This is a genomic window from Modestobacter sp. SSW1-42 (assembly GCF_046635825.1).
GTDB lineage: Bacteria > Actinomycetota > Actinomycetes > Mycobacteriales > Geodermatophilaceae > Modestobacter.
The window spans coordinates 81,693-106,161 of record NZ_JBISCA010000006.1 but is presented as its reverse complement, the minus strand read 5'-3'; the positions used below and the strand labels follow the sequence as shown (position 1 = coordinate 106,161).

Genomic DNA, 24,469 nt, shown 5'->3' with positions numbered 1-24,469 from the left:
CGGGGGCTCCACGTGAAACACCGCATCGCCGTCCTGCTCGCCGCGACGGCGCTGGGCACCGCCGGCTGCCAGACCATCGCTCCCGCGACCACCCCGGACGCCGTCTCCGAGGCCGCGCGGCAGGCGCAGGCCGGCGCGCCGACCGCCGGTGAGGCCGCGGCCGACGTCCTGGCCCGGCTGGCGGTCAAGGGCCGCGCCCCGGAGACCGGGTACGACCGCGACCGGTTCGGGCAGCAGTGGGCCGACGTCGACCGCAACGGCTGCGACACGCGCAACGACGTCCTGGCCCGGGACCTGACCGACGAGGCGTTCAAGCCCGGCAGCGACTGCGTCGTGGTCACCGGCACGCTCGCCGACCCCTACACCGGGCAGACGATCCGGTTCGAGAAGGGCGACGGCAGCAGCGTCGACATCGACCACGTGGTCGCCCTCAGCAACGCCTGGCAGACCGGCGCCTTCGCCTGGGACGAGGCCCGCCGCACGGCGCTGGCCAACGACCCGATGAACCTCCTCGCGGTCGACTACTCGGCCAACCGGCAGAAGGGCGACGGCGACGCCGCGACCTGGCTGCCCGACGCGCGCGGCTTCCGGTGCACCTACGTCGCCCGCCAGGTCGCGGTGAAGGCCGGTCACGGGCTGTGGGTGACCCAGGCCGAGCACGACGCCATGGCCCGCGTCCTGGAGACCTGCCCCGGCCAGCCGGTCCCCGCTCCTGATGCGGCGCCGGCCGACGGTCCCGCGGAACCGTCCACCGCGCCGACGGACGGGTCCGCGGGCCCGTCCGCGACCCCGCCCCCCGGGCCGTTCCCGAACTGCGCCGCCGCCCGCGCCGCCGGAGCCGCCCCGCTGCACCGCGGCGACCCCGGCTGGTCCGACAGCATGGACGGCGACGGCGACGGCACCGCCTGCGAGTGACCCACCGTGGCGGGTGCAGCGCGGTCGTCGGGCCGCGGCGGTGGAGCTGCGCGGGGCGCCCGCCGTCGCGGGTGGTGGTCCCGCCGGTCGGCGCCGGGGAGCCGGCGGTGCCGGTCCGCCACCCACCTGTGCCCGGGGTGAGCCTCCCCCCGGGGCCGAGAGTGGCCACTCCCCCCGGGGACGGCGGTCAGTCGCGGAGGTTGAGCTGGTCGTGCTCCAGCGCGAAGGCGTCGAGCTTCTCGGGAGACGGCGTCCGGCCACCGGCGTGCAGCTGCACCAGCCCGGTGAAGTAGTCCTCCCGCGGGATGCCGGGGGTGAACAGGATCAGGAAGCGCGCGCCGACGTCCGGCCCGGCCGACCGGAAGCCGTGCACCGACGAGCGCGGTACGTACACCAGGTCCCCGGCCTCGGCCGTCGTCCACGCGCCGTTCGCGAGCACCTCCAGCGAGCCCTCCAGCACGTGGAAGGACTCGCTGAACGTGCGGTGCAGGTGCGGACCCGGCCCGCTGCCGCCCGGCGGCATGGTCACCTCGAACAGGCCCAGGTCGCCGCGGGTCTGGCTGCCGGTGGCGATGAACCGGGTGCGGCCGGCGGACGCCTGGTCCTCCTGGCGTGACCAGGTGGCCGGATCGGGCAGGTACGTCATGGCCCGTTCCTACCCCTGGGCGCGCACGGCCACCAGGAGGTCGCGGTCCGGGGCGAACCCCCCCCCGGGGGCGAGAGTGGCCACTCTCGCCCCCGGGGGGCGTCAGCGGAGGACGGCGACCAGGAAGTCGGCGTCGGGGGCGAAGGGCCGCAGGTCCCAGGTGGACAGCAGCAGGTCGGCCTGCCAGCCGGTCGCCCGGGCGTCGGCGAGGAAGTCGTCGAACGCGTACCCGCGGCCGGCGCCGAAGCCGAACGCCGCGCGGCCGCCGTCGGCCAGGTGCGCCCGCAGCCGCCGGAGCACCTCGCGCCGGGTGCTCGGCGCGAGGAAGGCCATCACGTTGCCGGCGCACACAATGCCGTCGAAGCGGTCGGGCAGGTCCAGCTCGGCCAGGTCGCCGACGAGCCACCGCGGACCGGGGTGGTCGGCCTCGGCGGCGGCGATGAGCACCGGGTCGCCGTCCACGCCCACCACGGTGTGCCCGGCGTCGTGCAGCACGGCGCCCACCCGGCCCGGGCCGCAGCCGGCGTCGAGCACCCGGGCGCCGCGCGGGAGCATCGCGTCGACCAGCCGGGCCTCCCCGGCCAGGTCCGCGCCGCGGGCGGCCATCGCCCGGAACCGCTCGACGTAGCGGTGCGAGTGCTCGGGGTCGGACTGGGTGATCTGCGTCCATGCGCTCGGCTCGACCATGGGGGCATCATCGACGGTCGGCCGCAGCGGCGAGGGAGGGGGACCGACGTGCGACGTGAGCCGAGCATCCTGCACCTGGACCTCGACGCCTTCTTCGCGGCCGTCGAGCAGCGCGACAAGCCCTCCCTGCGGGGCCGGCCGGTCGTCGTCGGCGGCACCGGCGGGCGGGGCGTGGTCTCGACCGCCTCCTACGAGGCCCGCGTCTACGGCGCCCGCAGCGCCATGTCGACCATCGAGGCCCGCCGCATCTGCCCGGCCGGCACCGCCTTCCTCGGCCCCCGGTTCGCCGCCTACAAGCGGACGTCGGAGGTGGTGATGGCGCTGCTGCGCGACCTGTCGCCGCTGGTCGAGCCGGTGTCGATCGACGAGGCCTACGTCGACCTGGCCGCGGGCGGGCACGACCTGACCGTCGAGGGGCTCACCGCCCTGGCGCGCGACCTCAAGGAGCGCATCCGGACCGCCACCGGCGGGGTCACCGGGTCGGTGGGCATCGGGACGTCGAAGTCGCTGGCCAAGATCGGGTCGGAGCTGGACAAGCCCGACGGGCTCACCGTCGTCCCGGCCGGGTCCGAGCTCGAGGTGCTGCACCCGCTGCCGGTGCGGGCGCTGGGCGGCGTCGGCCCGGTCACCGCCGAGCGGCTGGCGCAGATCAAGGTGTCGACCGTCGGCGACCTGCACCGGCTCTCGCTCGTCGACCTGACCAGCCTGGTGGGCCAGGCCAACGGCGCCGGGCTGTACCGGCTGGCCCGCGCCGACGACGACCGGCCGGTGGTCGCCGACCGGGAGGCGAAGTCGGTCAGCGCCGAGGAGACCTTCGCCCGCGACGTCACCGACCCCGCCCGGCTGGCCGCCGAGGTCGACGCACTGGCCGGCCGGGTCGGCACGCGGCTGCAGCGCTCGGGCACCTCCGGGCGCACGGTCACCCTCAAGGTGCGCCGCTACGACTTCAGCACCCTCACCCGCTCGCAGACCCTCGCCCACGCCGTCGACGACCCGCGGCAGATCGCCGAGGTCGCCCACCGGCTGCTCGCCGCCGTCGACCGCACCGGGGGGCTGCGGTTGCTCGGCGTCGGCGTCTCCGGGCTCTCGGTCTACGCCCAGGGCGACCTCTTCGCCACGGAGGCCGCACCGGTCGCCGACGACGTCCCCGTCCCCGACCCCGAGCCGGTGCCCGAGGACCCGCGGCCGGGCCCCGCGGTGGTCGCCTGGTACCCGGGGCAGGACGTCGCGCACCCGGAGCACGGCGCGGGCTGGGTGTGGGGCAGCGGGCTGAACCGGGTGACCGTGCGGTTCGAGGGCCCGCTCACCGCCCCCGGCCCGGTCAGGACGCTGGCCGCGGACGACCCGGACCTGCAGCCGGCCGACCCCCCGGACTGGACCCCCTGAACGGGTGGACCAGCCCCCTGGGGTGAGGCGCACGGACCCCCGGTCACGCCAGACTCGCAGCGTGCCCCTGGACCCCCAGCTCCCCTCGGACGACGACCACCTCGTCGACCGGTCCCCGGGCGACCCCGCCGAGCCCGCGCAGGACCCCACCCTCGACGAGGCCGGCCGCGAGCGGGCGCTGCGCACGGCGGCCGAGCGGGGCGACGCCCCCGCCGCCCTGGCGCTGGCGCACCTGCTGCGCGAGGACGGCCGGCACGGCGAGTCCTGGCACTGGGCGCAGCTCGCCGCCGACGCCGGGAGCCTGTCCGCCGCCGGGACGCTGGCCTGCTGGCGCTGGGTGGAGAGCCGCGACCCCGCGCTGGAGCCGCAGCTGCGCGCCGGCGCCGACCACTCGCACTCGGCCCGGGCCGGCCTCGCCGACCTGCTGCGCACCACCGGGCGGGTCGAGGAGGCCCGCACCGTGCTCGAGCGCGGCGCCGTCCGCGGCGAGGTCGCCAGCTGGCTGCCGCTGGGCAACATCTACCGCGAGGAGCTGGACGACGTCGTCGCCGCCGAGGCCGCCTACCGGGCCGGCATCGAGGGTGGCGACCTGCACTCCCACCACAACCTCGGCGTCCTGCTGCTGGGCACCGGCGACGTCGACGGCGCCATCGAGCACTTCTCCATCGCCGCCGCGGGCGGCGACGAGCTGGCCGCCCGGGTGCTGCGCGAGGTCCTGTACGAGGGCTGAGTCAGCTCAGCGGGTGGGCCCAGCCCTCCTGCCCGTGCGCCGACCGCCAGAACTCCAGCTCGTACCGGGTGGCCAGGGCGAACGCCCGGTGCATCGCCGGCACCTCCGACGGCGTGGCCGCCGCGGCGTCGTCGACCAGCTGCCGCGCGCGCCGGGTGGACTCCTGGAACGCCGGGTCGTCGTAGGTGGCGACCCAGCGGGCGTAGGGGTGCCCGGGCGTGCTGCGCGCCGTCGCGGCCAGCCGGACGCCGGTGTCGGCGTAGACCCAGTAGCAGGGCAGCACCGCCGCCGCGGCCACCGCGTAGGACGCGGTCGCGGCCGTGGCCACCAGGTAGGAGACGTAGCCCAGGCACGTGGGTGAGTGCAGCAGCTCCGCGGACGCGGGGCCCAGCAGCTGCGAGCCGAGCAGGTCCGCGTGCAGCGCGGTCTCGACCGTGCGGGTGACCGACGCCGAGTCCGCCCAGAACGCCGCGGCGTCGGGGTCGGGGGCGCGGGCGGCCAGCAGCGCCAGCGCCCGGGCGTACCCGGCCAGGTACAGGGCGTCCTGTTCGAGGTAGTGACGGAACGCGGCCGGGGCGAGCGTGCCGTCGCCGAGCTCGGTCAGGAAGGCCAGCTCCTCGATCGTCGTCCGCAGGTGGGCGGTGCCGGCCCAGGCGTCGTCGGTGAAGGTCACGCCTCCCACCACCCGGCGAAGTGGTGCACCGGGCCGTGGCCGGAGCCGACGCCGAGAGCGGCGCCCGCTTCCAGCGCCGCCTGCAGGTAGGTGCGCGCGCGGTCGACCAGCGGGGCCCAGTCGGGCTCCCGGCCGGCCAGCCGGTCGTGCGCGGCGAGCGCAGCCAGCGCCGAGGACAGCGTGCAGCCGGTGCCGTGGGTCGAGGTCGTGTCGACCCGCGGGCGCCGGGTCTCCAGCACCCCGCCGGCGGTCACCAGGACGTCGACGCTGGACTCCCCGCCGAGGTGGCCGCCCTTGAGAAGCACCGCCGCCGGCCCGAGGGCCAGCAGCGCGGTGGCCTGCGGCGCCAGCTCCTCGACCGAGGTGGCCGGCGCGACGTCCAGCAGCGCGGCGGCCTCGGGCACGTTGGGGGTCAGCAGGTCGGTGACCGGCAGCAGGTCGGTGCGGACGGCGTCCACGGCCTCGGCCGAGATGAGCCGGTCGCCGCTGGTGGCGACCATGACCGGGTCGCAGACCACCGGGCCGCCGGGCCGGCCGGCCAGCACCCGGGCGACCTCGCGGACGACGTCGGCGGTGCCCAGCATGCCCAGCTTGGTGGCGTGCACGCGGACGTCGGCGAACAGCGTCTGCAGCTGCAGCGCCACGAAGTCGGCCGGGACGCCGTGCACCCCGGTGACCCCGCGGGTGTTCTGCGCGGTGAGCGCGGTGAGCACCGCGGTGCCGTAGGCGCCCAGCGCGCTGAAGGTCTTCAGGTCGGCCTGGACGCCGGCGCCCCCGCTCGGGTCGCTGCCGGCGACGGTCAGCGCGACGGCCGCGCTCATCGGGCGGTCTCCTTCCGCAGCAGCCGGGCGGCCTCGGCCGGGTCGGCGGCGGCGCAGATGTCGGAGACCACGCAGATGCCGTCGACCCCGGTCACCAGCGCGGCGTTGTCGGCGTGGATGCCCCCGATCGCCACCGTGACCAGGCCCGCGGCCCGGGCACGGTCGGCCAGTGCGCGGACGCCGGCGGGCTCGAGCGACCCCCCGGCGTCGGGCTTGGTGGGCGTGGACCACACCGGGCCGATGCCGACCAGGTCGACGGTTCCGTCGGGCAGCGCCAGGACCGCGTCGAGCTCGGCGTCGCTGCCGGTGGAGACCCCGACCAGCGCGTCAGGCCCCAGCAGTGCCCGGACCTCGTCGGCGGGCAGGTCGTCCTGGCCCACGTGCACGCCGTCGGCGCCGGCGACCAGCGTCACGTCGACCGCGTCGTTGACGAACAGCGGCACGTGCGGCGTCGCCTCCAGCACCGCCTGCACCGCGCGCGTCAGCGCCAGCAGCTCGCGCCGGCTCGCGGTCTTGTCCCGCACCTGGACGGCGGTCACCCCACCGGCGACGGCCTCGGCGACCACCTCCGGCACCGACCGGGGCGCGCAGAGCAGGGTGTCGGTGACCAGGTACAGCGCCGGGTCGAACCGCCGGGTCACCAGCTCACCTGCGCCCGGGCCAGCGCGTCGCCGTCCACCGCGTCGAGGGCGTCCAGCCACAGGGCGGCGAAGGTCCCGGGGCCGGCCGCGGTCGCGGCGGCGGCCTCGGCGGCCAGCGCCACGTGGGCGTGCGCGGCGACGGCGCCGGTCAGCGCGTCGCCGGCGGCGGCCACGTAGGCGGCGACCAGCCCACCGAGGGCGCAGCCGGCGCCGGTGGTGCGGGTGAGCAGCACCGATCCCCCACCGACCCGGACCACCCGGTGCCCGTCGGTGAGGACGTCGACCGGCCCGCTGACCGCGACGACCGCACCGGTGCGCCGGGCCAGCTCGCCGGCGGCGTCCAGGGCGTCCTCGGGGCCGTTGACGCTCTCCACGCCGCGGCCGCCCTTCCCGGCGCCGGCCAGCGCCAGCACCTCCGAGGCGTTGCCGCGGACGACGGCGGGCGCGAGCCCGACCAGGTCGGCGGCGAGCTCGGTGCGGAAGGTCAGCCCGCCGACGGCGACCGGATCGAGCACCCAGGGGGTGCCCGCGTCCCCGGCGGCGCGGGCGGCGATCCGCATGGCCTCGGCGGTGCGCTGCTGCACGGTGCCCACGTTGACCAGCACCGCGGAGGCGACCGCGGCGAACTCGCCGGCCTCGACGGGCTCGTCGACCATCGCCGGCGCCGCGCCCACGGCCAGCAGCGCGTTGGCGGTGATCGTCTGGACGACGGTGTTGGTGAGGCAGTGCACGAGCGGTGCGGTGTCGCGCAGCGCCGCGTTGGCAGCGCGCAGAGAGGTGGCGTCCACGCCGTGACATCCCTTCGCCAGCGGGAGCTGGAGCAGGTTCGACGGGTGTGATCTCAGTCCCGGTCGGGACACCCCGTGTCGGCTGGCGACGCTAACACCACGGTCGCGACCGGCCGCACCGCCGGTGCACCCGGGCCCCGGCCCCACGACACCGGATGGCGCACCGTCGCAACTGCCCGGTTCGGCATCCGGGCCGCCCTATGCTCCGGCGACCGGGACGTCCCACCGCCGGCCGGTCGACCGGAGACCCCGGACGGCCTCGGTTCGTCCGCACCGCCGGTGCCGACCGCCTGCTGCGTCGCAGGCCCCGCCGTCCGGGGTGACGCCCGCCCGAGAGCCCCCGTCAGAGAGCCCGACCACGTGACCGCATCCCGCTCCACCGCTGCGCCCCCGGCCCGCGTCGGCCTGCGCAGCACCGGCGCGGCCCTCGTCGTCAGTGCGCTGGCCCGCACCGTCCTCGGCGTCCTCCTGCTGCTGGTGCTCGTCGCCGTGCTCCCCGCCGTGGTGGGCTGGCGGTCCACGCTGGTCACCTCGGGGTCCATGGCGCCGCAGGTGCAGCCCGGTGACGTGACGGTGGTCCGCCCCGTGGACACCGCCGACCTCGAGCCCGGTCAGGTGCTGCTCGTCGACGCTCCGGGCTCCCCCGGCAGCCTGCTGCTGCACCGGCTGGAGTCGGTCGAGGAGGACGGGCTCCGCCTCCGGGGTGACGCCAACCCCACCGCCGACAGCGCGCTGGTCGACCCGGCGAGCGTGCACGGCGTCGGGACCCTGCGGCTGCCGAGCCTGGGCCTGCCCGCCCTCTGGGCCTCCCAGCAGCGCTGGCTCCCGCTGTCCGCCGTGGTGGTGGGGCTGGCCGCCGTCACCGGCCTGGCGCTGCTGCACCGCTCACCGACCGCCGACCGTGCGCGTCCGGTGTCGGGACGGCGCGGTCGCTGGGCGTGCGCGGGAGCTGCCGTGCTCGGCGTGGCCGTCCTGCTCCCGGGCACCGCCACGGCGGCCTTCAGCGCCACCACCGGCAACGGACCGGTCTCGTTCCGCTCCGCGGTCTACTACAGCTGCGCCTCGGCGGCGGCGGGTGCGGGTGCGGCGCAGTACCTGGACCTGCAGGAGACCAGCGGCACCGTGGCCCGCAACCGGGGCTCCTTCTCCGGGGACGGCAGCTACGTCGGCGGGGTGACGTACAACGTCCCCGGGCCGGCGTGCCACAGCGCCGCGCGGGCGGTCCGGCTGGACGGCACGTCCGGCCTCGTCCAGTCCTCGGTCGGCGTCACCCTCCAGGCCGGGACGTCGTTCACCACGCAGCTGTGGTTCGCGACCACGACCGCGCGGGGTGGGCACCTGATCGGGTTCGGCAACGGGACCAACGGCGCCACGTCGAGCGCCCGGGACCGGATGGTCTACATGACCAACAGCGGTCAGCTGCGGTTCGGTGTCTACGACGGGACGCCCAAGACCGTCCTGTCGCCGGCGCGCTACAACGACGGCAGTTGGCACCTGCTCACCGCCACCTTCGAGGCGGGCACCGGGCCCGGCGCCGGGCTGCGGCTGTTCGTGGACGGCGCGCTGGTCGCCGAGGACCCCGCCGCCACCGCGGCGCAGCCGGGCACCGGCTACTTCCGGGCCGGGTACGACGACCTCGCGGGGTGGCCGGACGTCCCGACGAGCAACTGGTTCGCCGGCTCCATCGCCCACATGAGCGTCTACGCGACCAGGCTGCTGCGCGCCGAGGTGGCCGACCAGTACGCCGCCGTCGGCTGAGAGATCGGGACGGCAGCGTCCGAAAAGGGTGCTCGCCGGGGTGAGACGACTTGATCATGATGCGCTGACCTGCGACTCTGGCCGCCAGAGACCCAGGGGGAGGGCGCATGGACCCGGTTGCCGTGGCCTTCCTCGCCGTCGGCGGACTGGGCCTGCTCGTGCTCGTCGTCTCCCTGCTCGCCGGGGAGCTCGGCGACCTCGGGCACGCCGACGCCGACGGCCCGTTCTCCGTCCCGGCGATCGCCGCGTTCCTCGGCGGCATCGGGTTCGGCGGCGCCGCGGCGTCCGCGCTGCTGCCCGAGCTGCCCGGGCCGGCCACCGTGCTGCTGGCGCTGGTGGCCGGTCTGGTGGTGGCCCTGCCGCTGGCGGCCGGCGCCGTCCGGCTCTCCGCCGCGCTGCGCGACATGCCCACCGAGCCCACGCTCACCGCTGCCCGGCTGCTCGGGGCCCAGGGCGTCGTCATCAGCCGGGTTCCCCCTGGCGGGTTCGGCGAGGTGCGGCTGGCCGTGGCGGGGCAGCAGCTGAAGTACCACGCCCGCAGCGACGTCCCGCTGCCCGCGGGCACGCCCGTCTACGTCGTCGACGTCCCCACGGAGACCTCCGTGCACGTCGTCTCCACCGCTCCGGAGACGACCGTCCCACTCCCAGACACCGGAGGAACCCCGTGACCCTGCTCATCGCCATCGGCGGCATCGCGCTGCTCGTGCTGCTGCTCGTCCTGCTGGTGCTCTCCCGGATCAAGGTCGCCGGGCCCAACCAGGCCTTCCTGGTCACCGGCCGGCAGGGCCGCTCGGTCACCAGCACCGACGGCGCGGTCAGCCGCGACATGTCCGGGCAGAAGGTCGTGATGGGCGCCAGCGTCTTCGTGCTCCCGGTGGTGCAGAAGCTGCACTCGATCGACCTGTCCAGCCGCCGCATCCCGGTCGGCATCCGCGGCGCGGTGAGCCTGCAGGGCGTCAAGTGCGACCTCGAGGGCGTCGCGATCGTGAAGGTGGGCGGCAACGAGGGCGCGATCCGGGCCGCGGCCCAGCGCTTCCTCAACCAGCAGGAGGGCATCGACACCTTCACGTCCGAGGTGCTCGCCGGGGCGCTGCGCTCGATCGTCGGGCGGCTGACGATCGAGGAGATCATCCGCGACCGGGCGGCGTTCGCCTCTGCCGTCGCCGAGGAGGCCGAGTCCTCTCTCACCGGCCAGGGCCTGGTGCTCGACACCTTCCAGCTGCAGGACATCCAGGCCGAGGGCACCTACCTGGCCGACCTGGGCCGCCCCGAGGCCGCCCGGGTCCTCAAGGAGGCCTCCATCGCCGAGGCGCGCGCCCGGCAGGCCGCGCAGCAGGAGCAGCTGCTCGCCGACGAGGCGATCGCGATCTCGCAGCGCCAGCTGGCTCTGAAGCAGGCGGAGATCGACGCGGAGATCGACGCCGCGAAGGCCCGCGCCGCCGCGGCCGGCCCGCTGAGCCAGGCCGCCCAGGACCAGGAGGTGCTCGCCGCGCAGGAGAAGGTCGCCGAGCGCACCGCCACCCTCACCCAGGCCCAGCTGGACACCAAGGTGCGCCGTCCGGCCGACGCCGAGCGGTACCGGGTGGAGCAGGAGGCCGAGGGGCGCAAGAACTCCGCGATCCTCACCGCCGAGGCGCAGCGGCAGGCCACCATCGCCGCGGCCCAGGCCGCCGCCGAGCAGGCGCGGCTGTCCGGTGAGGGCGAGCGGGCCCGCCGCAGCGCGCTGGCCGAGGCCGAGGCCATCGAGGGCGCCAAGCGTGGTGAGGCCGAGAAGCTGCGCCGCCAGGCGATCGCCGACGCCGTGGAGCGTGAGGGCGCCGCCGAGGCCGCCGCGATCCTGGCCCGCGGGCAGGCCGAGGCCGCCGCGATGGACGCCCGCTCCGACGCCTTCGCCAACTACGGCGAGGCCGCCATCCTGGACCTGCTGGTCAAGGTGCTGCCCGACGTGGTGTCGGCCGCGTCGGCCCCGCTGGCCGCGGTCGACAAGATGACCGTCATCTCCGCCGACGGCGCCGGCTCGCTGGGCCAGTCGGTCGCGGCGAACGTCGCGCAGGGTCTGCAGCTGTCCGGCGACCTCACCGGCCTGGACGTCGCCGGGATGCTGCGCCGGCTGGGCACCGGGGCCACCGACGGCGGGCCGGCCGCGCCGGTGACCCACGTGCCGCTGGACGGTGCCAGCAGCAACGGCTCCTCGGCCGACGGGCACCGCTGACCGCTCCCGCGCTCCCGGGTGGCCCGGCCCACCTGGCCACCCGGTGGGGCGTGGCCGCGGCCCCAGTCCGTCACCCAGCGGAGTGACCGAGTCACTCAACGTCTGCCCGCGTGAGGCCGTTGCTCCTACCGTTCCCCTCAGGGACCGCGGCAGGAGCCGGGCCCCATGCCGACGCCGGGAGACCGAGGATGCGCAGCGCCACCGCTCGACGTCCGCGCTCTGCCCGCGCGCGGGCCCGGCTGGCGGCGGCCGCCTCGGCCGTCGGCGCCCTGCTGCTGGCCGTCACCGTGGTCTGGCAGTCCGCCGCGGCCGGCTTCACGACGACGACGCCGCCGCTGACCGCCACGGCGGGCGCCGCCACCATCACGCTGGCCGACGACGACGCGGGGTCCGCGCTGTTCAGCGTGGCCGGTCTCAAGCCCGGTGACAGCGCGGGCACCCGGTGCATCACCGTGCGGTCCACGAGCTCCCGGCCGGTCGACGTGCAGGTGTTCGTCGAGGGCATCAGCGACCGGACGCTGGCCGGCTGGCTGGACGTCGGCGTCCGGGTGGGCACCAGCGGGGGCTTCGCCGGCTGCACCGGCTTCCGCTCCCAGGCCCAGGTCTTCTCCGGCCGGCTGACGGGCTTCCCCACCCGCTGGGCCACGGGGCAGCCGACCTGGACCGCGGCCGCCGCCGGGCAGGCCCGGACGTACGAGGTGACGCTCACCCTCGACCCGAACACGCCCACGACCGCCCAGGGCCGGACGGCCGCGGTGACCTTCGTCTGGGAGGGGCGCACCTCGTGACCCCGCCCGGCGGGCTCCGCGACTCGCAGCCGGCCCTCGTCGTCAGCGCGCTGGCCCGCACGGTCCTCGGCGCCCTGGTGCTGCTCGTCCTGGTCTCCGTCGTCCCGGCGGCGGCCGGCTGGCAGTCCACCGTGGTCATGTCCGGGTCGATGGCGCCGAGCGTCGAGCCCGGGGACGTGACACTGGTGCGCCCGGTCGATGCCGCCGCCCTCGAGCCCGGTCAGGTCCTCCTCGTCGACGACCCTGACGTCCCCGGCGGGCTGCGCCTGCACCGGCTGGTGGCCGTGACCGACGTCGGCCTCCAGCTCAAGGGCGACGCCAACGCGACGCCCGACGGCTCGCTCGTGGACGCCGCGGCCGTGCACGGGGTGGGCGCCCTGCGGCTGCCCGGCCTCGGCCTGCCGGTCGTCTGGGCGTCCGAGGGGCGCTGGGTGCCGCTGTCGGGCGCCGTGCTCGCGCTGACCGCGCTGCTCGGGCTGGCCCTGCTGCACCGCTCCTCCGACGACGACGAGCCCACGGACCCCCCGGGCCGGGCGCGGTCCGGTGCGGCGGCACCGCCGGCGCGGACCGCGGTGCGCGCCACGACGGCGGTGCTCGCGGTCGCGGTCCTCGTGACCGGCACCGCCTCGGCGGCCTTCAGCGGCAGGACGACCACCGCGAGCAGCGTCGGCACGGCGCCGTACTTCACCTGCGCCGCTGCCGCCAGCGGCGAGACGGCCGCGCAGTACCTGGCGCTGCAGGAGACCACCGGCACGGTGGCCTACAACCGCGGCACCTACAGCGGCAACGGCACCTACGCCGGCGGGGTCACCCTCGGGGTGCCGGGGCCGGTGTGCAACAGCGCCTCCGGCGCCGTGCGCCTCGACGGCAGCTCCGGCTTCGTCCACACGCCGATCAACGTCAGCAACCCGCAGACCTTCAGCACCCAGCTGTGGTTCACCACCACCACGGGCCGCGGCGGCTACCTCGTCGGGTTCGGCAACGGCACCAACGGGGACACGTCCTCGACCCGGGACCGGCTGGTCTACATGACCAACGCGGGCAGGCTCACGTTCGGCGTCTACGACGGGACGCCGCAGACGATCACCACCCCGGGCTCCTACAACGACGGCAGGTGGCACCAGGTCACCGCGACGTTCTCCCCCTGGACCGGCGCCCGGCTGTACGTCGACGGCAAGCGCGTGGCCACCAACGCCTCGATGAACGCGGCTGAGGCCGTCTCCGGGTTCTTCCGGGCCGGGTACGACAGCCTGTCCGGCTGGCCGGACCCGCCGACGAGCCCGTACTTCGCCGGCTCGATCGCCCACCTGGGCATCTACGCGTCGGCGCTGACCGACGCCGAGGTCGCGGCACAGTACGGCGCCGCCAACTGACCGACCCGGCGCCGGGCGTCCTCCCGGTACAGGTCACCATCTCCGGGTGACCGAGCTGCCCCCGCTGCGCACCGCCCGCTTCTCTGAGCTGACGCCGGCCGAGCTGTACGGCCTGCTCCGGCTGCGGGTCGACGTCTTCGTCGTCGAGCAGGCCTGCCCGTACCCGGAGCTCGACGGCCGCGACACCGAGCCGACGACCCAGCACCTGTGGTTCGCCGACGACGACGGCACGGTGCTGTCGACCATCCGGGTGCTGCACAACGGCGAGGACCGCGCCATCGGCCGGGTCGCCACCGCGGTGTCCGCCCGCGGCCGGGGGATGTCGGCCCGGCTGGTCGAGCGCGGCATCGAGCTGTGCGAGGGCCGCACGATCGACATCGGCGCGCAGGCGTACCTCGAGGGCTGGTACGAGCGCTTCGGCTTCCGGCGGTCGGGCCCGGACTACGACGAGGACGGCATCCGGCACCTGCCCATGCGCCTCCCCGCCCGCTGACCCGCCCCGGCCCCCTCGCAGGGGCCCGCCGCGAGCCTGCGAGTGGTGGGGGACGAGGGGGTCCTTCAGCAGTCCGAGCCGGTCAGGGACGCCGCGGGCAGCCAGTCGGCCTCGAGCAGCTCGGCGATCTGCTGGAGCCCTGCGGTGTCGCCGCCGGCGGTCGAGCCGGTGACCGCCAGCCGCTCCACCATCACCCGGGCGACGTCCTCCTCGACGGTGTCGGCGGCGAACGCCACCCGCCACGGGGAGACCTGGTGGTCGCGGTGGGTGCGGCCGGTGACCTGGCGGGCGGCGATCCCGGAGAACCGCGGCTGGTGGAACAGCCCCACCCGCGGCGTGGTCGAGGCGGTGAGCCCGCCGGGCAGCTGCTCGCCGGCGTGCAGGCTGATCGAGGCGGTCACGGTGAACACGCACACCGGCGCCTGCCCGGTCTGGAACCGCAGCCGCTCGGCCTCGACGTCGAAGCGGTCCCGGCCGTAGATCCCGGCCACCGCGATGCCGCCGTCGAGCAGGGCCTCGCGGATCGGGTCGGCGGCGGTCTCGACGAACTCCACCGAGACGGCGACCTGCCGGTCGGCCTCGACCTGCGCCTTCACCCAGTCGACGGTGGCCGCGGCCCGGATCAGCCCGGCCTTCTGCCGGAAGCGCAGCAGCGCCGCCCGGCCGCGCGCGGTCTCCCGCTTGCGGCGGGCCAGCTGCATCTCGGCCCGGAACTCCGACCACTCGGCCTCGTACTGCGCCTGCTCGATCGGGGTCAGCTCCACGGGGGTGCCGGTCACCGACACCGGCCCCCACGGCGCCGGGCGGTGCAGGGTGGCCGGCGGGTCGGTGTCGGCCAGCCAGCTGCGCAGCCGGGCCAGGTCGGCGCGGCGCTCGTCGGCGTCCTCGGTCCAGCTCCAGCCGTAGCGGGCACGTTCCACGTGGAACCCGTGCGCGGCCAGCCGGGTGGGCAGGTCCGACCACTCCTTGAGCGGCTCGCCGTGGACGGCGGCGAAGTGCGGCGCCAGGTAGGGCAGCTCCAGCGGTGAGTGCGCCGGGGTGGCGGTGGCCAGCAGGACGTAGGGGGCGTCCCTGACCCGGCCGGCGCCGGAGACGGCCTTCCAGTGCTTCCACCGCTGCGTCGTCGTGTGCCGCACCATGTGCGCCTCGTCGGCGATGACGACGTCGAACCGGCTGCCGGTGGCCCTGAGCGCGCCGTCGACCTTGCCGAGGCGGTCCCAGGTGGTCACGCACCAGCGCAGCCCGGCGTCGCCGAACGCGGCGATGGACCGCGCCCAGTGCGGCACCGTGATCGCTGCGGGCCGGTCGGCCACGACGAGCACGGTGCGCACCGGGCGCTGGGCGGCGATCTGCTGCACGGCCAGGACGGCGGTGCCGGTCTTGCCGACGCCGGGGTCGTCGCCGAGCAGGAACATGCGGCCACCGGCGGCGGCGTGTGCGGCGACGACCGCGGCGCCGGTGGTCTGCTCGGCCCGCGGGGTCATCGACCGACCGGGTGGCACCGGGCGCGGGTCGGCGTTCAGCTCGTCCTCGACGAACCGCTCGAAGCTGTACGGCGCCGGGTCGTAGGGCGCGAGCGCCGGGGGCAGGGCGGCGCCGACGTACACGTGCGTCGACAGCCCGGCGTGCCAGGTCGCACCGGGCGCCGGGGCGCGGAACGGCACGGCCAGCGCCCAGACCCGCTGGCCGGGCGGGGCGGTGGGCAGGCCCGCGGTGGCCTTCGCCGCCGTCCTCCGCGGGGCGGCCTTCGCCGGGGCGGCCCGCTTCGCGGGGGCCTTGTCGGCGGGCGTCGCCTTCTTCGCCGGTGCCGCCTTCTTCGCCGGCGCCGTCGCGCGCGGGGTCGTGGTGCGGGTCGAGCTGGTGGAGCGCCGTCGGCGTCCGGGCACGGGGATCTCCTGCGGTCGACGGGCCGGTCGCTGCGACGGTAGGCGGGGCCACCGACGATCCGCGGCAGCGACGCCGGTCGCGGGGCGTCTGGTGGGATGGGGGCATGACCGATCCCGTCCGGCTGTCCGCGCGCACCCTCGGCGACAGCGGTCCGCGGGTGGTCTTCGTGCACGGGCTGTTCGGCCAGGGCCGCAACTGGACGACGATCGCGCGGCAGCTGGCCGAGGACGGCCACCGCGTCACCCTGCTCGACCTGCCCAACCACGGGCACTCGCCGTGGACCGAGCAGGTCGACTACCTCGACATGGCCGGGCTGGTCGCCGCCGAGCTGACGGCGCTCGGGGAGCCGGTCACGCTGGTCGGCCACTCGATGGGCGGCAAGGTCGCGATGCACGTCGCGCTGCGCTCTCCCGAGCTGCTGCGCGCCCTGGTGGTCGTCGACATCGCCCCGGTCGAGTACCCGGAGACCGGCGGGCGCAGCGACGACCCCGACGAGGAGGCCTCCCCGTTCGCGGCGTTCATCGCGGCGATGAAGGCGATCGACCTCGACGCGCTGGCCACCCGGGAGGAGGCCGACGCGGCGCTGCGCCCGGCCGTCCCGAGCACGATGGTGCGGTCGTTCCTGCTGCAGTCCCTCGTCCGGGACGGCGTCGGCGCGGGCGGGGGGTGGCGCTGGCGGCTCAACCTGGACACCCTGGGCCGCGACCTGGCGCGGCTGCGCGGCTTCCCCGAGCCCCCGGCCGGCGCGCACTACGACGGGCCGGTGCTGTGGATCGCCGGGGCGAACTCGCACTACGTGCTGGACCCCGACCGCCCGCGGATGGCCGAGCTGTTCCCGCTCGTGCGCCTGGTGCGGGTGAAGAACGCCGGGCACTGGGTGCACTCCGAGCAGCCCGAGGTGTTCGTCGAGACCGTCCGCCGGTTCCTGCAGCAGGTCGAGACGTGACCGGGCTCGCGAGGTCACGCATGGACACAGCACCCCGGGTCGCGGCGTGACCCTCCACCCGCGGCCGGTGCCGCTGATCGGCGACCCGACGGCGGCCTCCGAGCGCGCGGCCGACCCGACCGGCTGGGCGTTCGACCCGGCCGAGCGCGACGCCTTCCACCGGGTGGTCGCCGCCCGCCGCGACGTCCGCCGCTACCGCCCCGACCCGGTGCCGGCCGACGTCCTGGAGCGGGTGCTCACCGCCGCGCACGCCGCGCCCAGCGTCGGGCACAGCCAGCCGTGGCGGTTCGTGGTGGTCACCGACCCCGGGGTGCGCGACCGGGCCGCCGTCCTCACCGACCGCGAGCGGCTGCGCCAGGCCGCCCAGCTCGAGCCCGACGCCGCCCGCCGGCTGCTCGACCTCAAGCTGGAGGGTGTCCGCGACGCACCGCTGGGCGTCGTCGTCTGCTGCGACCGACGCACCCCGGCCACCGGGGTGCTGGGCCGCGCCACCTACCCCGACGCCGACCTGTGGAGCTGCGCCGCCGCGATCCAGAACCTGTGGCTGGCCGCCCGCGCCGAGGGTCTGGGCCTGGGCTGGGTGACGCTGTTCCGCCCCGCCGACCTGGCCGGGCTGCTGGGCCTGCCCGACGGCGTCGAGACCCTCGGCTGGCTGTGCCTGGGCTGGCCCGACGAGCGCCCGCCCTCCCCCGGCCTGGAGCGGGCCGGCTGGTCGCAGCGGCTGCCGCTGGCCGACGTCGTCATGGCCGACCGCTGGGCCGGTGCCGCTCCCCCGCCGTCCGCGCTGCGCGGACCCGACCAGCCCGACGTCGTCGCCGCTCGGGACGGCGGTGACCGGCTGCTCACCCCGCCTGGCTCGCTCGGCGTGCTCGACGCCGCCGTCGACCGGGCCGTCGCCCTGGGCCGCGGCGGGGTGACCGGCGGCGTGCTCGTGCTCGCCGCCGCCGACCACCCGGTCGCCGCGCACGGCGTCTCCGCCTTCGACCCCCGGGTCACCCGGGACGTCACCGAGGCCGCCGTCGCCGGGACGGCGGTCGGGGTCACCGCCGCCCGCGGCGCGGGGCTGCGGGCCGTGGTCGTGGACGCCGGGGTCGCCGGGGCGCCGGTGCCCGGGGCCGTCGACGTGCGCCCGGCCGGCCCGCGCGGCGACCTGGTCGACGCCCCGGCGATGACCGCCGAGGACACCGCGGCCCTCGTCGCGGCCGGCCGCGCGCTGGGCGCTGAGGCGGGTGCCGGCGGGCTGGTGGCCCTCGGCGAGGTCGGCGTCGCCAACACGACCGTGGCCGCGGCGCTCGCCTGCGCGTTGTTGCACGTGGAACCAGCGGCCGTCGTGGGGCTCGGCTCGGGCGCCGACTCGGCGATGCTCGCCCGCAAGGCCGCGGTGGTCACCGCCGCCGTGGCCCGGGCCGGGCGCGTCGGCGACCCGCTGACCGCGCTGGCGCAGCTCGGCGGCCCGGAGCTCGCCGTCCTGGCCGGGGTCGCCCTCGGCGCGGCCGGGGCGCGGGCGGTGGTCGTCGTCGACGGGTTCGCCGCGTCGCTGGCCGCGCTGGCCGCCGTCCAGCTGGAGCCGGCCGTGCAGGCGAGCCTGGTCGCCGGGCAGCGGAGCCGGGAGCGCGGGCACGACCTGGTGCTGCAGGCGCTGGGCTGCGAGCCGCTGCTGGACCTCCGGCTGCGTGCCGGTGAGGGTGTCGGGGCCGTGCTGGCCGCCAGCCTGCTGCTGCAGGGCCTCGCCGTCCGGCGGACCGCCGCCCGCGTCGACCGCTGAGCGGACCCGGGAGGGCCCCGCGGTCCGGGCCGCGGGAACAGGGTCCGACGTCCTGCCCGGCGTGGGCGCGCGCCTCTGCGCCGGCCGGACGCCCGTGCCGACCATGGGACCGACCGCGTGCCAGAGCCCCCGGAGGTCGTCATGTCACCAGCCGTGCGGGCGCTGCCCGTCGCCGTCACGAGTGTGCTGCTGGGAGCCGTCCTGGCCGTCGCCGGGCCGGTGGACGCCCGGGCCCAGGACGTGCCCTTCGTGCACGAACTCGTCGACCTGCTGGTCGTCGGACCGCCGACGGCGAGCAGCCCCTTCGACCCGGCCGCCTTCGAGCACTGGACCGACGACGACCGGGACGGCTGCGACACGGGTGAGGCCGTGCTCATCCGGCAGTCCCGGGGCGAGACGACGGTCGACAGCAGCTGCCGGGTCGTCGCGGGCTCCTGGAGCACCTGGACGGGCACGGAGGTCACCTCCGGCGAGGACGTGCAGGCCGCTCCGCTGATCCCCTGGGAGGAGGCCTGGCGGTCCGGTGCCAGCGCGTGGACGCCTGCGCAGCGGCGCGCCTTCGCCAACGACCTGGCCTTCGACCGGACGCTGACCGTGCTGACGGGCGAGGAGGAGCGGCTCCGCGCCGCCCAGGACCCGGCCGGCTGGCAGCCGGCACCCCAGCTGCGGGCGCGCTACGCGATCGAGTGGGCCCTGGTGAAGTACCGCTGGAACCTCTCGGCCGACCCGGCCGAGGTGGCCGCGCTCCGGGCCGCCGTCCCCGCGGCGAGCTCGGGTGTGGCGTTGCCCGTGCGGATGGACGTGCCACCTCCGGTCGCTGCGCCGGTCAGCGGTCCGGTGATGCGGCACGGCCAGCAGCTGGCGTCGGGGCAGGCGCTGACCTCAGCCGACGGCCGCTACACCTTCGTGATGCAGGCCGACGGCAACCTCGTCCTCTACGCGCCCGGACGGCGGGTCCTGTGGAGCTCGCACACCTACGGCCGGCCCGGCGCGGTGTTCCGGCTCGAGGTGGACGGCGCCGCGGTCGTCCGCGCCCCGGGCGGGCAGGAGCTGTGGAACTCCGGGAGCGCAGGTGGCCTGGCGTCCACGCTGCAGGTGCAGGACGACGGCAACGTCGTCCTCCATCGCCGCAACAACGCCGTCGGCTGGTACTCGGGCTGGGACCGGTGGACGCTGACGCCCGGCCAGCAGCTGACGACCGGCCAGCAGGTGACCTCGCCCGACGGGAGGTACTGGCTGGTCCTCCAGCCCGACGGCAACGCGGTCGTCTACGTCTCGGCCACCGGACGGCCGGTCTTCGCCACCGGGTCCTACGGGGCTGCGCGCCTGGTGGTGCAGGGCGACGGCAACCTCGTCGCCTACCGCTCCGACGGGGTCGCCCTGTGGAGCTCGGGCACGTGGCAGGAGGGCCCCAGCACGCTGGCGATGCAGGACGACGGGAACCTGGTGCTGTACCGCCGGGACGGCTCGCCGTCCTGGTACTCGGGCTGGGACACCGGTCGCTGGGCCACCGGGCCGTCCGACGGCACCATCGTCCCCCGCCGGCGCTGACCGGCACCCGGCGCCGGACGGTCCGTGCTGCGCACGGTCACCCCACGGAGGGTCGGTGCTAGTGGGCGGTGCGACCGTTTCCTACAGTCCGGGGCCACGGCGGCCCATCGGGCGGCACCAGCGCGGGGACGGCAGATGAGCCAGCACGACGACCACGAGGGCAAGGACCGGCAGCCCACGGAGCCCTTCGCCCAGCCGCCGTACGGCCAGGTCCCGCAGCCGTACGGCCAGCCGCCGTACGGGGCGCCCCCGCCGTACGGGGCACCGCAGCCGTACGGAGCGCCCCCGCCGTACGGGGCACCGCAGCCGTACGGGGCGCCCCCGCCGTACGGGTACGGCTACCCGCCGCCGCAGCGGACCAACGGCATGGCCATCGCCTCGATGTTGCTGGGGATCCTCTGGATCTACTGGATCGGCAGCGTCCTGGCCCTGGTCTTCGGCTACGTGGCCAAGCGGCAGATCCGGGAGCGCGGCGAGGGCGGCGGCGGCATGGCGACCGCCGGCATCGTGCTCGGCTGGGTCGGCATCGGCGTCCTCACCCTCGTCCTGGTGTTCTTCGTGGCGGCCAGGACGTCGAGCTCCAGCTGACGGGGTGGGCCTGGGGCCGGGCGAGGACCGTGATCGTGCTCGGTGCTGGTGTGGTCGGGGCAGTGGGCTGGTGGATCGACTCCCGGCCTCGGATCCGCGCGGTGACCGCCCAGGCGATCCTCGTGCGGCGGGGACGCCGGGTGCAGACCATCACCCCGGCCGACCTGCTGGACGTCGTGCCGCGGTACACCGGCCCCTACGGCCTGGAGCTCACCGTGCGGGACGCCGAGCCGCTCCGGTTCGACGGCACCGCCCAGGGGTTCTCCATCGCCGATGCCCAGGCCGCCGCCCTCCGCCGCTGGGCGGGCCGGGACCGCTGACGCGGCCCGCCCACAGGGGTCGAGCCGGGCGAGGTGACGTTGAGCCGCGCCACGGCACGGCTCCACGTCCGCCCAGCCGGGTCGACCCGGCTGGGCGCCGGCCCCGCGAGCCCGCAGGGGTCAGCTGAACAGGCCGCGGACGTCGTCGGCGGTGAGCGCACCGGAGGCCAGCGCGCCGTCGTCCACGACGCGGGAGAAGAGCTCCTGCTTGCGGGCCTTGAGCTCCATGACCTTCTCCTCGATGGTGCCCACCGCCACCAGCCGGTAGACGATCACCGTCTTGTCCTGGCCGATCCGGTGCGCCCGGTCGACGGCCTGCGCCTCGGCCGCCGGGTTCCACCACGGGTCGAGGACGAACACGTAGTCGGCCTCGGTGAGCGTCAGCCCGAAGCCGCCGGCCTTGAGGCTGATGAGGAACGCCGGCGCCGTCCCGGTGCGGAAGGCCTGGACGGCGGCGTCGCGGTCGCGGGTGGTGCCGTCGAGGTAGACCCAGTCGATGCCCTCGGCGGTCAGCCGGTCGCGGACGCTGCGCAGGAAGCGGGTGAACTGGCTGAACACCAGCACCCGGTGGCCCTCGGCGACCACCGCGCGCAGGTGGTCGAGGAAGGCGTCGGCCTTGCTGGAGCGCACGTCGGCGTAGGCCGGGTCGATCAGCGCCGGGTCGAGGCTCAGCTGCCGCAGCAACGTGAGCGACCGGAAGATCGTCATCCGGTTCTTCGACATGTCCTCGACCAGGCCCAGGACCTTGCTGCGCTCGCGCTGCAGGTGGGTCTGGTAGAGCTTGTCGTGCTCGGGGTTGAGCACCACCTCCAGCACCTGCTCCTGCTTGGGCGGCAGGTCGGCGGCCACCATCTCCTTGGTGCGCCGGCGCACCAGCGGCCGGATGCGCCGGCGCAGCAGGGCCAGCTTCTCCGCGTCGCCGTCCCGCTCGATCGGGACCCGGTAGTACTCGGTGAACCGGGACGGGTCGGGGAACAGCCCGGGCGCGACGATCGAGGTCAGCGCCCACAGGTCCATGACGCTGTTCTCCAGCGGCGTGCCGGTCAGCGCGAACTTCACCGGCGCCGACAGCTGCCGGGCGCACTGGTAGGTGCGCGACTGGTGGTTCTTGACGAACTGCGCCTCGTCGAGCACCAGCGCCCGCCAGGGCAGGCCGGTCCAGGAGTCGGCGTCGATGCGGAACAGCGCGTACGAGGTGATGACGACGTGCGCGCCGGCGACCTGCGCGGCCAGCGACCGGCCGGTGCGGCGCTCGGTCTCGGCGACCGTGACCACCCGCAGCCCCGGGGCGAACCGCGCCGCCTCGCGCGACCAGGTCGACATCACGCTGGTCGGGGCGACCACCAGCGCCGGCGCCTCGTCGAGCTCGCCGGCCTCGTGCGCGCGCACCAGCAGGGCCAGGGTCTGCAGCGTCTTGCCCAGCCCCATGTCGTCGGCGAGCACCCCGCCCAGCCGGTTGTCCCAGAGGAAGGACAGCCAGCCGTAGCCCTCGTGCTGGTAGGGCCGCAGCTCCGCGGCCAGCCCGGCCGGGACCGGCGGCGGCGTGGCGTGCTCGGCATCGATGAGCCCGCGCACCTCGCGGTGCCAGCGCTCGCTCTGTGCCTCGACCACGCCGAGGCCCATCAGCTGCTCCCAGACCGCGGCGGCGTAGCGGCTGACCTGGACGCCGTCACCGGGGACGTCGCGCAGCTCGCGCGCCTCCTCGATGAGCAGCCGCAGCTGCTCGAACTCCGGGCGCATGAGGGAGAAGTGCGTGCCGCTGAGGAGCACCAGCCGGGTGCGGCCGGCGGCGAGGGCCTTGTAGAGCGTCTCGAAGGGCACGCTCTGGCCGTCGACGGTGACGCTGACGCCCAGGTCGAACCAGTCGGACTCCCGGGTGTCGCGGGCGGTGAAGCTGATCTGCGGCGCGGAGGTGTTCTGCCGGTAGTCCGGCGGCGTGCCCACGACCGTGACGTCGACGCCGGGGTCGGCGCGCAGCGCGGGCAGCACCTCGGTGGTGAACTCCAGCGCCTCCACGCCGGCCAGCTCGACCGAGGCGGCCAGCTCGCGCTCCGTCGTCCACAGCTCCGGCAGCCCGCCGACCGGGCCGGGCAGCGCCTCGACCAGGGCCTGCTCGGCGGCCGGGTCGCGACCGTCGCCGGGGGTGGACGGGTGCCCCGGCGGGTGCGAGCGGTCGGGGCCGTACTGCACCGCCCACGTGACGCACACCGTGGCGTCGCCGGGGTAGCGGACCTCGGCGGCCAGCCGCGGCGGGACGACGTCGGGCAGGTCGACCGAGCCGTCGACGGAGACCACCGGCACGGTCTGGGCCAGGCCCGGGTACCAGTCGCGCAGGAACCGCTCGACGTCAGGAGCCGGGATGGCGATCGACCCGCCCCGGGCCACCAGCCCGGCCAGCGCCGGGGGGACCGGGGAGTCGAGCCGGGCGAGCACCAGGCCCGGGGCGCCGTCGGGGGCCTGGTCGCGGGGCGGGCCGTCGACGGTGACCCCGTGCGGCGGGACGCCGAGGAACGACAGCGCCGCCGGGTCCACGGGCCGCCCGTCGACCCGCAGCAGCGCCGACAGCTCGGTGCGGTCGTCGTCGCGGCGCAGGTCGACGGCGACGTCGGCGTCCTCGGGGGCGAGCACGACCGGCCGGGGCGGGCGGTCGGCGGTGAGCAGCGCGACGCCGTCGGACACCGCCTCGGCCAGCAGCCGCCACAGGCCGGGGCCGAACTCGTGCAGGTACACGTCGACCGGCGCGTAGGAGTAGTACTGCCCGCGCGCGGCCTGGTGGGTGGCGTGCAGCGCGCGCAGCGCGGCCAGGTGGGCGGGGTCCCAGCCCGCGCGGACGCTGTCGTACTGCAACTGCTTCCACGAGACGCCGCTGCGCACCCACTGGCCGCGCTGGCCGGGGGTGACCGGGCGCAACCGCACCAGCCGCTGCCGGGTGCCGGGGGCGCCGACCGAGGCGCGCCCCCGGCCCGGCTCCTGCTCGACGACCTCGAACTGCAGCCCGAGGGGTGCCGCGGCGCGCGGGACCCGCTCGGCGGCCGCCGTCACCAGCTCTTCGAGCTCCTGCTCCCAGCTGCGCTCCGCGCCGCGCAGCCGGCCGCCCGGCGCACGCTGGACCTGGGGCCGCAGGTACAGCAGCACGGCCACCGCGTGCTTGCAGTCGTCGCCCACCGGGCAGGTGCACGCGCCGGCCCAGCCGACCCGGCCGCCGTCGGTGCGCACCACCGTCGTTCGGTAGGGCGCCTCGGCGCCGCCCTGCACCAGGCCGGTGACCCGGCGGGCGTCCTCGGCGACCCGGACGTCGAGCACCGCGCGGGCGACGTACCGCCGGGCGCGGTCGAGCACGTCGGGCCCCACGGCGTCGGCGAGGGCCGCGTCGGTGACCATCTCCCGCCAGTCCCCGAGCACCCCGACAGGCTACGGCGGTGGGCCGACAGACCGGTCCGCCGCGACGGGGTCGGCGCGGGCGCCTGCCCCGGTGCGGTCGCCGGAGGTGCGCGATGATGC

Annotated in this window: 22 protein-coding genes and 1 riboswitch; of the genes, 14 read left to right on the top strand and 8 right to left on the bottom strand. The window is 76.4% G+C overall.

The features are described from left to right. Nucleotides 1-12 precede the first annotated feature (12 nt). Nucleotides 13-915 carry a DUF1524 domain-containing protein gene (locus ACGBYP_RS19745; RefSeq protein ID WP_411586916.1) on the top strand — a complete coding sequence of 301 codons (903 nt, stop codon included), beginning with the start codon at nucleotides 13-15 and terminating at the stop codon, nucleotides 913-915. A 187-nt stretch (nucleotides 916-1,102) separates the two neighbouring features. On the opposite strand, the gene ACGBYP_RS19740 is transcribed toward ACGBYP_RS19745, so the two are convergent. Beyond that, a complete protein-coding gene (locus ACGBYP_RS19740; protein WP_411586914.1) occupies nucleotides 1,103-1,561 on the bottom strand; it encodes a cupin domain-containing protein in 459 nt (152 codons plus the stop codon). 102 nt (nucleotides 1,562-1,663) lie between these two features. Then, on the bottom strand, nucleotides 1,664-2,248 hold the full coding sequence (locus ACGBYP_RS19735) for a class I SAM-dependent methyltransferase (protein ID WP_411586913.1): 585 nt from the start codon (nucleotides 2,246-2,248) through the stop codon (nucleotides 1,664-1,666). A 48-nt stretch (nucleotides 2,249-2,296) separates the two neighbouring features. On the opposite strand from ACGBYP_RS19735, the gene ACGBYP_RS19730 reads away from it, so the two are divergent. Beyond that, complete coding sequence (locus tag ACGBYP_RS19730) at nucleotides 2,297-3,634, top strand: DNA polymerase IV (protein WP_411586912.1); 1,338 nt, start codon at nucleotides 2,297-2,299, stop codon at nucleotides 3,632-3,634. Between the two features lie 61 nt (nucleotides 3,635-3,695). Continuing rightward, the gene (locus tag ACGBYP_RS19725) at nucleotides 3,696-4,364 is read left to right on the top strand and encodes a hypothetical protein (protein ID WP_411586910.1); all 669 of its coding nucleotides are present in this window, start codon (nucleotides 3,696-3,698) and stop codon (nucleotides 4,362-4,364) included. A 1-nt stretch (nucleotide 4,365) separates the two neighbouring features. Here the strand turns inward: ACGBYP_RS19725 and ACGBYP_RS19720 are convergent, their stop codons facing one another. The 4 genes from ACGBYP_RS19720 to thiM form a co-directional block, all read right to left on the bottom strand. Beyond that, on the bottom strand, nucleotides 4,366-5,037 hold the full coding sequence (locus tag ACGBYP_RS19720; RefSeq protein ID WP_411586908.1) for a TenA family protein: 672 nt from the start codon (nucleotides 5,035-5,037) through the stop codon (nucleotides 4,366-4,368). Then, entirely contained in the window at nucleotides 5,034-5,858 is an 825-nt protein-coding gene (gene thiD, locus ACGBYP_RS19715; protein ID WP_411586906.1) for a bifunctional hydroxymethylpyrimidine kinase/phosphomethylpyrimidine kinase, read from the bottom strand. The genes ACGBYP_RS19720 and thiD overlap by 4 nt, the downstream gene beginning before the upstream one ends. Continuing rightward, nucleotides 5,855-6,499: a thiamine phosphate synthase gene (gene thiE, locus ACGBYP_RS19710; RefSeq protein WP_411586903.1), complete on the bottom strand. Its 645-nt coding sequence runs from the start codon at nucleotides 6,497-6,499 to the stop codon at nucleotides 5,855-5,857. Before thiE ends, thiD begins: the two co-directional genes overlap by 4 nt. Further along, on the bottom strand, nucleotides 6,496-7,287 hold the full coding sequence (gene thiM, locus ACGBYP_RS19705; RefSeq protein ID WP_411586901.1) for a hydroxyethylthiazole kinase: 792 nt from the start codon (nucleotides 7,285-7,287) through the stop codon (nucleotides 6,496-6,498). The genes thiE and thiM overlap by 4 nt, the downstream gene beginning before the upstream one ends. After that, nucleotides 7,280-7,373, bottom strand: a riboswitch (TPP riboswitch). Its footprint overlaps the gene before it by 8 nt. A 274-nt stretch (nucleotides 7,374-7,647) precedes the next feature. On the opposite strand from thiM, the gene ACGBYP_RS19700 reads away from it, so the two are divergent. From ACGBYP_RS19700 to ACGBYP_RS19675, 6 genes are all read left to right on the top strand, one after another. Further along, nucleotides 7,648-9,045 (top strand): LamG-like jellyroll fold domain-containing protein, encoded by a 1,398-nt coding sequence (locus ACGBYP_RS19700; RefSeq protein ID WP_411586900.1) that lies wholly within the window; start codon nucleotides 7,648-7,650, stop codon nucleotides 9,043-9,045. Between the two features lie 107 nt (nucleotides 9,046-9,152). After that, complete coding sequence (locus ACGBYP_RS19695; RefSeq protein ID WP_411586899.1) at nucleotides 9,153-9,713, top strand: NfeD family protein; 561 nt, start codon at nucleotides 9,153-9,155, stop codon at nucleotides 9,711-9,713. Continuing rightward, a complete protein-coding gene (locus ACGBYP_RS19690; protein WP_411586898.1) occupies nucleotides 9,710-11,257 on the top strand; it encodes a flotillin family protein in 1,548 nt (515 codons plus the stop codon). The genes ACGBYP_RS19695 and ACGBYP_RS19690 overlap by 4 nt, the downstream gene beginning before the upstream one ends. Nucleotides 11,258-11,445: 188 nt before the next feature. Then, on the top strand, nucleotides 11,446-12,045 hold the full coding sequence (locus tag ACGBYP_RS19685) for a hypothetical protein (protein WP_411586897.1): 600 nt from the start codon (nucleotides 11,446-11,448) through the stop codon (nucleotides 12,043-12,045). Beyond that, nucleotides 12,042-13,418: a LamG-like jellyroll fold domain-containing protein gene (locus tag ACGBYP_RS19680; protein ID WP_411586895.1), complete on the top strand. Its 1,377-nt coding sequence runs from the start codon at nucleotides 12,042-12,044 to the stop codon at nucleotides 13,416-13,418. The genes ACGBYP_RS19685 and ACGBYP_RS19680 overlap by 4 nt, the downstream gene beginning before the upstream one ends. A 46-nt stretch (nucleotides 13,419-13,464) precedes the next feature. After that, the gene (locus ACGBYP_RS19675) at nucleotides 13,465-13,911 is read left to right on the top strand and encodes a GNAT family N-acetyltransferase (protein ID WP_411586894.1); all 447 of its coding nucleotides are present in this window, start codon (nucleotides 13,465-13,467) and stop codon (nucleotides 13,909-13,911) included. 65 nt (nucleotides 13,912-13,976) lie between these two features. Here ACGBYP_RS19675 and ACGBYP_RS19670 read toward each other — a convergent pair whose 3' ends face one another. Then, a complete protein-coding gene (locus tag ACGBYP_RS19670; protein ID WP_411586892.1) occupies nucleotides 13,977-15,797 on the bottom strand; it encodes a helicase in 1,821 nt (606 codons plus the stop codon). A gap of 104 nt (nucleotides 15,798-15,901) precedes the next feature. Here ACGBYP_RS19670 and ACGBYP_RS19665 point away from each other — a divergent pair, with 104 nt between their 5' ends. The 5 genes from ACGBYP_RS19665 (at nucleotide 15,902) to ACGBYP_RS19645 (ending at nucleotide 20,968) form a co-directional block, all read left to right on the top strand. Continuing rightward, nucleotides 15,902-16,744: an alpha/beta fold hydrolase gene (locus ACGBYP_RS19665; RefSeq protein ID WP_411586890.1), complete on the top strand. Its 843-nt coding sequence runs from the start codon at nucleotides 15,902-15,904 to the stop codon at nucleotides 16,742-16,744. A 46-nt stretch (nucleotides 16,745-16,790) separates the two neighbouring features. Further along, complete coding sequence (gene bluB / locus ACGBYP_RS19660) at nucleotides 16,791-18,509, top strand: 5,6-dimethylbenzimidazole synthase (protein ID WP_411586887.1); 1,719 nt, start codon at nucleotides 16,791-16,793, stop codon at nucleotides 18,507-18,509. 141 nt (nucleotides 18,510-18,650) lie between these two features. Next, nucleotides 18,651-20,060, top strand: coding sequence for a hypothetical protein (locus ACGBYP_RS19655; protein ID WP_411586886.1), 1,410 nt, complete (start codon nucleotides 18,651-18,653; stop codon nucleotides 20,058-20,060). Between the two features lie 135 nt (nucleotides 20,061-20,195). Continuing rightward, the gene (locus ACGBYP_RS19650) at nucleotides 20,196-20,648 is read left to right on the top strand and encodes a DUF4190 domain-containing protein (protein WP_411586884.1); all 453 of its coding nucleotides are present in this window, start codon (nucleotides 20,196-20,198) and stop codon (nucleotides 20,646-20,648) included. Nucleotides 20,649-20,749: 101 nt separating this feature from the next. After that, nucleotides 20,750-20,968 (top strand): hypothetical protein, encoded by a 219-nt coding sequence (locus ACGBYP_RS19645; RefSeq protein ID WP_411586882.1) that lies wholly within the window; start codon nucleotides 20,750-20,752, stop codon nucleotides 20,966-20,968. 120 nt (nucleotides 20,969-21,088) lie between these two features. On the opposite strand, the gene ACGBYP_RS19640 is transcribed toward ACGBYP_RS19645, so the two are convergent. Continuing rightward, nucleotides 21,089-24,370: an SNF2-related protein gene (locus ACGBYP_RS19640; protein ID WP_411586880.1), complete on the bottom strand. Its 3,282-nt coding sequence runs from the start codon at nucleotides 24,368-24,370 to the stop codon at nucleotides 21,089-21,091. Nucleotides 24,371-24,469: the final 99 nt, after the last annotated feature.